This window comes from Microcoleus sp. OTE_8_concoct_300 (assembly GCF_031383065.1).
In the GTDB taxonomy this organism is placed as follows: Bacteria; Cyanobacteriota; Cyanobacteriia; order Cyanobacteriales; family Microcoleaceae; genus Microcoleus.
Map to the genome: position 1 here is coordinate 25,565 of NZ_JANMZH010000691.1, position 8,064 is coordinate 33,628.

The following is an 8,064-nucleotide window of genomic DNA, read 5'->3' on the forward strand; positions in this document are numbered from 1 at the left end:
ATCAGGGTTATAATAGTATTATTTGCTTGGTTAAATACTTACTATTATATTTCTAACGGGGATTTCCTAGCAAACCCTGAGCGTAGTCTCCGGGAAGCCCAAGCATTAGGAAAGAATGCTTAAGAAACTTAAACAGCCTAGTTTTTCGGGGTGGGTCGGGATTGTTTGAAGCTGAGGCACTGCCAACCAAATATTTTTATATAGGAATAAAAAAATGAGCGTCAATGGATCAGAGGAAATTCCTCAAGAGCTTTTTGCGGGCGGTGGCGAGATGGGGGCGCTGATCCGATCGCACGATTGGTCCCTTTCGGCCCTGGGTGCTGTCGAGAAATGGTCCGAGAGCTTAAAAACCGCAATCGGGCTCGTGTTGGGTTCCCCCTACCCCATGTTCATCTGGTGGGGACACCAGATGATTAACCTCTACAACGACGCTTACATCCCGATGCTGGGCCAGCGTCATCCCGAGGCCCTGGGTGAATCTGCGTTTAAGGTTTGGGCAGAGGTTTGGGAGGTGGTTGGGCCTCAAGCTGAAGCCGTCTTAAAAGAAGGCAAATCGTCATGGAATAAAAAAGCCTTGCTGATCGTAGAGCGCAACGGGTATCCAGAGGAGACGTACTTTACCTTCTCCTACAGTCCTGTTCCCACCTCAGATGGCACACCAGGTGGTGTGTTTGGCGCTGTCACCGAAGAAACTGAGCGGGTGTTGAACGATCGCCGCTTGAGGACGCTGCGTGAATTAGGCGCAGAAACAGTCACCACATTGACGGTAGAAGCCGCCTGCGGTGTGGCTGCCACTGCATTGACCTCTAACGCCTATGACATCCCGTTTGCACTCCTGTATCTCCTCGATCGCGATCGCACTCAAGCACGACTTTCCGGCACAACCAGGTTAGCCGCCGGAACCATCGCCAGCCCAGAGGTGATCGATCTGACATCCGCTGAAACGTCCCAGGGGTGGCAACTGAGGCAAGTCATGGAGACGGGTGAAAGCAAAATAGTTGAGGATTTAGAAGCGCGATTTGGACTTTTACCCGGCGGCGCCTGGTCCCAATCTCCCCATCAAGCGGTCATTCTACCACTGGCCCGATCGGGAGAAACCTTCGGGTTCTTGATTGCCGGAGTGAGTCCGCTCAGAATCTTTGATGATGATTACAAAGGCTTTTTTGACTTGATCCTAGGACAGGTGACAACAGATACATTTAACCCGGTAAATTCAGGACTAAGCCAGAATTTGCCGTGTATGGCAAGATAGAGAAAGCTGCAAGCTTTTCTATCAGGGAGGTATCTCTCAAAGCTTTCAATAAAATATTGCAAGCGCCATTGAAATCTCTGTCCAGAGTGTGTCCGCATTCTGGACATTTAAAGATTTTAGACCCGTTTAATTTAGTGTGGATATGTCCACACTTTGAGCAAGTTTTCGATGTGTACTCTTCTGTTACGTCTACTACAAAGCCCCCGTGTTTAGCGGCTTGATGCTTCAACATTTGTTTAAAACGATAATGACTCAAAGTTACCATCGCTCTAGCTGTTTTAGTTGCCAGTCTGCGCTTGCCTTTCTTTACCATTTGTTGCGTTTCAAAGGTCGGCAAGAAAATTAATTTATATTTGACTGTCAAATGTTTAGCAGCTTTTTTGTGCAATTCATTGACTAAGTTTTTAATTTTAATCCGAATTTTTGCTGCTGACTTTCTCAACCAATACCTCAACCGCTTGAGTTGCCTTCCTTTGCTCAACCCTATACGCGACATTAATTTGTCTAGATGTCTTGCCAGTCGATAGATACGACCGATATCATTCTTTCCTATTTCGATAAAGTCACTGCCGTCAAAGCCAGTAATAAAAGTTCTAACACCGGGGTCTAAAGCAATAGCTGAATCGATTTTAATCGGTTCTATTTTTTGGGCATCAACAGCATAGCAAATAAACCATTGCCCGTCGATCAAGCTTAGTGTTGGTTCGTGTTGCATTTCTTCAATAATAGGCTCCGATGCTTTAAAGCTTAACCCCTTAGTAGACAGCGGATAAAAAGTCCCGGATTTCCAATTAGACTTTTGGAACCTGATAGTCTGAGATGCGTCGAAACGGCTTCTAAACTTTGCCATTCCTTTTGACTTCTTAGCTGCTTTGTGTGCTTCAAAAGCTTGAAATACTGCCATTTGTCGCGGGTTGTAAGGTTGCTCTGATACCCAACCAGGAGCCAATTTCATTACTTTTTTTCTTAAGTCGTACTTGCCAATTCTTTCGTTTTTAACAATAGCAATTGCTTGGTTGTAACACCATCTACTTGCTGCAATCCAAGTCCTCCATTTCGCTGCTAGCCCGATTTCCGGGTAAACTCGGATCTTCTTTGATAGCAGATTTGTATTTTCGGAGTCCGTAGAGTCGGCAACTGAAGACGTGGATGATGGCAAGGATATCTTCAACCATTTCTCGCTCTGGAGACAATTCACTTCTACTGAGAACCATGAGTTCGCAATCGTTTTGCTCGCAGATCCATTTAATGAGGTCGCCACCAAACCTTGCGAGTCTGTCTTGGTGTCCGACCACAACTGTTGAGATAGATCCTGACATGATTTGTCCCAAAAGGGCAAGCAGTGATTTTCTTTTGAAGTTGAGTCCGCCTCCGATATCTTTGAAGACTTTAGCTTGCGGGTAGAGACTTTGGAGGTAGCCAACTTGTCTTTCGAGGTCTTCTCGCTGCTTGTAGCTGCTGACTCTGGCATAGATAGCTGTGACTCGGTTGTGTTTTGTTCCGAGAACGCTGTCAATGTCGTAGCGTCGCTGGTTGGAGGGAGTTCTGATTGCTGATATTTTGTCGGCAAGCTCCCAGTTTCTAAGCGTTTTTTCTGAGACTTGCAGGATTTTGCACGCTTCTCGCGGTGTGACATATTTGGTCATCGGTGGCGGTAGAATGTTCTTAATCTATGTTACCAACATCTACCAGCATTTACCGGAACATTCCGGAAAATTATTTATTTCACATTAACAGTATGAGCGAACAAGCTAGCGAGCTAATCAAGCAGGGGATTTCGCAATATCAGGCGCGCCAATTTGAGGCGGCGCTGGAGTCTTGGCAGGAAGCGCTGGGGTTATATCGCTCAATGGACGATAAGCGGCGATCGGGTGCGGCGCTGGGCAATATGGGCGTAGCTTACGAAGCCCTGGGAAATTATCCGTCAGCGATCGACTGCTACCAGCAGCATTTGGTGTTAGCGCGGGAAATTGGCGATCGCCGGGGCGAGGCGAATGCTTTGGGAAATCTGGGCAATGCTTGCTGTACTCTGGAGGATTTTTCTAGTGCTATTGATTACCAGCAGCAGCGTTTGGCGATCGCGCGCGAAAGTGGCGACGCGCGCCAAACCCTGGAAACTTTGGGCTATTTGGCGCTAGCTTACGATGCTAATGGAGATTTGCCGAGTGCGATCGAATGTTATCACGAGCAGTTGTCGATCGCGCGCACTAACAAGGACGATCGCGTTGAGCGCAATGCTCTCAAGAATTTGAAGCTCGGTTACAAGTATTTAGCAGATTACGAGAAGGCTAACCAGTATCGGCAGCAGCAATTGGCGATCGTCCGGGAACTGTTTTTAACCGATAAAATTAATAATTTTCTACAACTTGCACAAACAGTTGGTTTGGATCCGGTTGAGGATTTTGCCGGGGCTAATTTAAGCGGTTGTGACTTGCACTACGCTGATTTTAACGGTGCGGATTTGCGCGAGACAAATCTCCGGGGCGCAGATTTGACCTTGGCGGATCTCAGCGGTGCTTTGCTGAGCGCTGCTATTTTAATTGATGCTAATTTGTGCAATGCTAATTTGCGGGATGCTGAACTCAGCAGCGCTAATTTAAGCGGTGCTGATTTGCGAACCAAGCTGCCCCGGGCAAATTTGAGCCGTGCAAATTTAACCGGCGCAAATTTGAGCAGTGCTTATTTACCGGATGCGATTTTAGTAGATGCAAATTTGACTGACGCTAATTTAACAAATGCTGATTTGAGCGGTGTTGATTTGAGCGGTGCGAATTTAAACGGTGCTGATTTGAGCCGCGCTGATTTAAAAAATGCGGTGGTGGACAATGCGAAGTTTTTTGGTTGTCTGGGAATTTCAGAAGCGGTAAAAATTGAGTTAAGGACACGGGGCGGGATTTTTGAGTAGAATTGGAAATGTTGGTAATTGTAGAGGGTAATAAAAGCTATGACTGCCGTAACTGCAAAACGCTTTTCGATCGCCGAATATCACCGTTTGGGAGAACTGGGATTTTTTGAGCCAGATGACCGAATTGAATTGATTCGCGGAGAAATTATTATCATGGCTGCTAAAGGTAGGTTTCACTCGGATTGCAATACTCTCTTAGTTGAGGAGTTAATCATTTTACTGGCAAGACGCGCTCGCCTGCGTGTACAGGAACCGATTATTTTGTCTGATGAGAGCGAACCCGAACCCGATCTAGTTATTGCCCGCCGTTATGACAATTATTTATCTCCTCACCCTCTAGCCGCTGATATTTTGTTGGTAATTGAGGTTTCTGATTCTACTTTGAAATACGACAGGAGAACCAAGTTATCTCTCTATGCTGAATCGGGAATTTCTGATTATTGGATATTTAATTTGGTAGATATTCAACTGGAAATGCACAGCGAACCTTATCAAAAACAAAGAGGTGGTTTCGATTATCGAGTCAAACGAGTGGTTTTGCCGAATGAGGTTGTGGTAATTCCAGGTTTCCCAGATTTGTCTCTCGATTTATCTGCGGTATTTCCGGCGCAGATGGGTGAGTGAAGGTGAGGAGTGCGTAGGCCGGGGCCGGGGCGTAGCCATCGCCCGGATTGATGATATAATGCAAAAGTGCGATTGAACTCTTCACCAAAGTAGCCCTATGACTGCTCAAACTCTCGCTCGGCCAGAACAAAGCGTCCAGCTATCGGGTATCAGTTGGCAAACCTACGAAACTTTGCTTGCCGAAATCGGCGATCGGCAAATTCGACTGACATATAATCGCGGCAATCTTGAAATTATGGTACCCTCCCCAGAACACGAACGCTTCAAAACAATAATGGGTCGATTTGTTGAAACCTTAGCGGAAGAATTAGATGTGAAAATTGAACCCCTTGGTTCCACAACTTTCAAGCGTCCTGAACTTAGCGGTAAAGAACCGGATGAATGTTTTTACATCCAAAATCTTAGTGCAGTTAAAGGCAAAAAAAGAATCGACCTGAATCAAGATCCGCCGCCGGATTTAGTGGTGGAAATTGATATTACCAGCCGTTCGGCAAATAGCTTGCAGGTTTATGCGGATCTGGGAGTGCCGGAAGTTTGGATTTATAATGGCTCACGACTCAGAATCAAAAGATTAGAAAATGGAGAATACGTGGAGGGCGAGATCAGTTTAGCATTTCCCAGCTTACCGATATTAGAGATTGTCAGATTTTTGGAACAAGCAGAAACAATGGACTATTTGGAATTAGTGAAAGCATTTCGCAATTGGGTAAAAAGCCAAATTCAGCAAAACCAATGAAGGGCGGAGAAAATTAAACAAAAATTCCAGTTTTAAGGTATGAAAAAATGCTGTAGTGTGATAGATTAAAAATTAAACCCTCCTCAACAACTCCATCACAGTCTGGCAAAGCCAGCACTTCTACCGATATGCGATCGCTAGATTCTCACAACAAATACCCTGATTGCTTGTGGATGCAATTAGAAGCAATTCCAGTTCCATCGGTTGCAGCCCAAACCCAGCAGCTCGACATTCACTTGAGCCTGAATTTTAACGAGCATTGGGAACCCCTGCTAGGTGGTCGCGTTAAATTTGGTCTGCAAGGCGGGACGCTCAAGCTCTATCTAGAAAACTGCGAAATTCCCGTAGCATCACGTCAGTTAGTCGGTTCTTTCAAGCTTTTGCCAATAGAAGAAACCCTGCCGATTAAAAGTAGTGCAGAAATTTTAGTGAGCGAAAGTCAGCGGGGAGTTCAGGGCGGCGAGGAGGCGGAAAAAATCAAGGAAATAGAGAGCATATTGTGTCACGTTTCCACAATAAGCGATGATACAACGCCAGCTTGGATTTTTGCAGTAGAACAGGGGAAATCAGTATTAAAAGGTTTGCTAAAAAGTGCTAAGCTGGGAGAATTGGCTGCAAAAAAGTTTCGGATAGCAGCGGCTTTTCAAGTTGCTAAAGAAGATATTTATCTCACAGATGCTGAGGGTTTATGGCCGCACGATATCACGCCAAATCAACATTCAGTTTTAGAAAGAATCCTGACTATATACCTGCAAGCAAATAAACTCCAACCTGCTCTCAGTTGGGCCCTGTTGTCCTACAATTTGCCTCCGGTTGAACAGCGCGAAGTGGAAATTGTCCCGGAAGCTGAATCGGAATTGCAGAAAATGGTCGATCGCATTATCGGGGCCCAAACCGACAACTTTGTAGAGTTGGCAAAAATCGCCAATCTCAACCCAGCACTAGATTTCGCGGGTAGCAGCTTGCGCGGAACGACTTTAAGTGGAGTGGATTTTAGCAGCGCAAATCTCGATCGGGCAAATTTCCGGGGTGCAAACTTAAGCGATGCCGATTTCAGCGACGCCAACCTGCACAATGCCAAATTCGGCGGTGCAGATTTGAGTGGCGCTTTCTTAGGAAATGCTGATTTAAGTGGCGCAGATTTGCACAAAGCAAGTCTAGCTTTAGCTAACCTCAGCGGTGCCAATTTGAGCGGCGCAAATCTGCTGGAAGTGAACTTAACAAATACTAATTTCAGCGGTGCGAATGTCGAGTCAGCCAGATTCGGGAATAATTCAGGAATCGATGAGGAGATGCAGGTGAATCTACAGCAGCGAGGCGCGATTTTTGAAGAGGTTTAGTCGGTAAGTGCGAGATCGCTTTTATTCATCCGCCTCCATTGCGGCACGGGCCTCACGCCTGTGCGATGGAATTTTACCTTTAAACTATCGCCTCTGAAAAAAGTTGCTTCTTAATCCTTAACTCTCTAACTAAATTTAGAGAGGGCGATGAACCGTAGCTGTTAAGACTGTAAACAGGCATTTCTTGCCAACACTGACGGCAAAACCAGTATACTTGAGCTTGGCGAACGTGACGCAGCATTTGATTTGTGCAGCAAGGACAGCTTGTCATAAAAACCTCTTTTTTATCGAAAGTGTATTTGTCTCTTGTTGCCAAGTCCTGTAAGCTGGCTTGAAGCAGCAACTCTATGAATGTAGAGGTAAGAAGTAAAGATTTGGTAAAGAATACAAATTTGTTAAGGAAGTGATACAAATCGAAATATTTCGTAAAAATAGCAATAACTGAGAGAAATTGTATCCCACAATACCCAGGTTCCCAGAGAGGATACTCAGTTTCAATCCCAACCCAACAACTTCGCAATCTCCGCGGCAAGCATAGTTGGTTCGAGAGGATTGACGATCGCTGCTGCAAGTTGAGATTTGTGGAACCAACTCTGTGATAAATCTGACCATTTGGCTTTGAGAGTTAGCAGCCGAACCGGAATCCCTTGGGTTTCTGGTTGGGTTTTTAGTTGTTTGAGAAATAGCAATCCATCTATTTCGCCGATAGAAACCTCTAAAATAATCGCATCTGGCTGATAGAGACTTGCCTGTCTTCAGTTGACAGTTGACAGTTGACAGTTGACAGTTGACAGTTGACAGTTGACAGTTGACAGTTGACAGTTGACAGTTGATATAGCAATCCTAAATCAGTTTCAATAACTGGTTTCCAGGCTCTTAGCCTGGGAATCAATGTCCCGTGGCTCTGCCTCGCGAAAATAGAGGCAGAGCCGCCGGGTATGCGTTACCAGGCTCTGCCAGGTAACGAGTAGAATCATTTAGGATTGCTATAGTTGACAGTTGACAGTTGACAGTTGACAGTTGATAGCGTGCTCTACCTGGAAGGAAGAGGATTGGAGTAATGAATAGTCTTCTTTTAATTTCTCCCGATCGGGCTTGGGGCTTTAAACCAATTCTTTCTGGTAAAGTCTTAAGAATCCTGCGTCTGCCATACCGGGGAGTGTCAATCGATTTTAGATTTTAGATTTTAGATTTTAGATTGAAGCAT

At 45.4% G+C, this 8,064-nt stretch carries 9 protein-coding genes; 5 read left to right on the plus strand and 4 right to left on the minus strand.

The annotated features are described in order from the left end of the window. The first annotated feature begins 214 nt into the window (after positions 1-214). The gene (locus ACUVJL_RS31225; protein ID WP_445249380.1) at positions 215-1,252 is read left to right on the plus strand and encodes a GAF domain-containing protein; all 1,038 of its coding nucleotides are present in this window, start codon (positions 215-217) and stop codon (positions 1,250-1,252) included. On the opposite strand, the gene ACUVJL_RS31230 is transcribed toward ACUVJL_RS31225, so the two are convergent. Further along, positions 1,200-2,357, minus strand: coding sequence for an RNA-guided endonuclease InsQ/TnpB family protein (locus tag ACUVJL_RS31230; RefSeq protein ID WP_445249386.1), 1,158 nt, complete (start codon positions 2,355-2,357; stop codon positions 1,200-1,202). The two genes, ACUVJL_RS31225 and ACUVJL_RS31230, sit on opposite strands and share 53 nt — an antisense overlap. Further along, positions 2,281-2,898 (minus strand): IS607 family transposase, encoded by a 618-nt coding sequence (locus ACUVJL_RS31235; protein ID WP_333135348.1) that lies wholly within the window; start codon positions 2,896-2,898, stop codon positions 2,281-2,283. The genes ACUVJL_RS31230 and ACUVJL_RS31235 overlap by 77 nt, the downstream gene beginning before the upstream one ends. A gap of 92 nt (positions 2,899-2,990) precedes the next feature. On the opposite strand from ACUVJL_RS31235, the gene ACUVJL_RS31240 reads away from it, so the two are divergent. From ACUVJL_RS31240 to ACUVJL_RS31255, 4 genes are all read left to right on the plus strand, one after another. After that, positions 2,991-4,157, plus strand: a complete 1,167-nt coding sequence (locus ACUVJL_RS31240; RefSeq protein WP_445249387.1) for a pentapeptide repeat-containing protein — start codon at positions 2,991-2,993, stop codon at positions 4,155-4,157. A gap of 39 nt (positions 4,158-4,196) precedes the next feature. Then, positions 4,197-4,781, plus strand: coding sequence for a Uma2 family endonuclease (locus ACUVJL_RS31245; protein ID WP_445249381.1), 585 nt, complete (start codon positions 4,197-4,199; stop codon positions 4,779-4,781). A 97-nt stretch (positions 4,782-4,878) separates the two neighbouring features. Continuing rightward, complete coding sequence (locus tag ACUVJL_RS31250; RefSeq protein ID WP_445249382.1) at positions 4,879-5,517, plus strand: Uma2 family endonuclease; 639 nt, start codon at positions 4,879-4,881, stop codon at positions 5,515-5,517. Between the two features lie 128 nt (positions 5,518-5,645). Then, positions 5,646-6,857: a pentapeptide repeat-containing protein gene (locus tag ACUVJL_RS31255; protein ID WP_445249383.1), complete on the plus strand. Its 1,212-nt coding sequence runs from the start codon at positions 5,646-5,648 to the stop codon at positions 6,855-6,857. 79 nt (positions 6,858-6,936) lie between these two features. On the opposite strand, the gene ACUVJL_RS31260 is transcribed toward ACUVJL_RS31255, so the two are convergent. Both ACUVJL_RS31260 and ACUVJL_RS31265 read right to left on the minus strand, forming a co-directional pair. Further along, positions 6,937-7,128, minus strand: a complete 192-nt coding sequence (locus ACUVJL_RS31260; protein WP_445249384.1) for a hypothetical protein — start codon at positions 7,126-7,128, stop codon at positions 6,937-6,939. Positions 7,129-7,351: 223 nt separating this feature from the next. Beyond that, the gene (locus ACUVJL_RS31265; RefSeq protein ID WP_445249385.1) at positions 7,352-7,546 is read right to left on the minus strand and encodes a hypothetical protein; all 195 of its coding nucleotides are present in this window, start codon (positions 7,544-7,546) and stop codon (positions 7,352-7,354) included. Between the last annotated feature and the right edge of the window lie 518 nt (positions 7,547-8,064).

Coding starts and splice junctions, on each gene's coding strand:
- ACUVJL_RS31250 (WP_445249382.1), top strand. CDS start 4,879: ATGACTGCTCAAACTCTCGCTCGGCCAGAACAAAGCGTCCAGCTATCG.
- ACUVJL_RS31235 (WP_333135348.1), bottom strand. CDS start 2,898: ATGACCAAATATGTCACACCGCGAGAAGCGTGCAAAATCCTGCAAGTC.
- ACUVJL_RS31255 (WP_445249383.1), top strand. CDS start 5,646: ATGCGATCGCTAGATTCTCACAACAAATACCCTGATTGCTTGTGGATG.
- ACUVJL_RS31240 (WP_445249387.1), top strand. CDS start 2,991: ATGAGCGAACAAGCTAGCGAGCTAATCAAGCAGGGGATTTCGCAATAT.
- ACUVJL_RS31225 (WP_445249380.1), top strand. CDS start 215: ATGAGCGTCAATGGATCAGAGGAAATTCCTCAAGAGCTTTTTGCGGGC.
- ACUVJL_RS31245 (WP_445249381.1), top strand. CDS start 4,197: ATGACTGCCGTAACTGCAAAACGCTTTTCGATCGCCGAATATCACCGT.
- ACUVJL_RS31260 (WP_445249384.1), bottom strand. CDS start 7,128: ATGACAAGCTGTCCTTGCTGCACAAATCAAATGCTGCGTCACGTTCGC.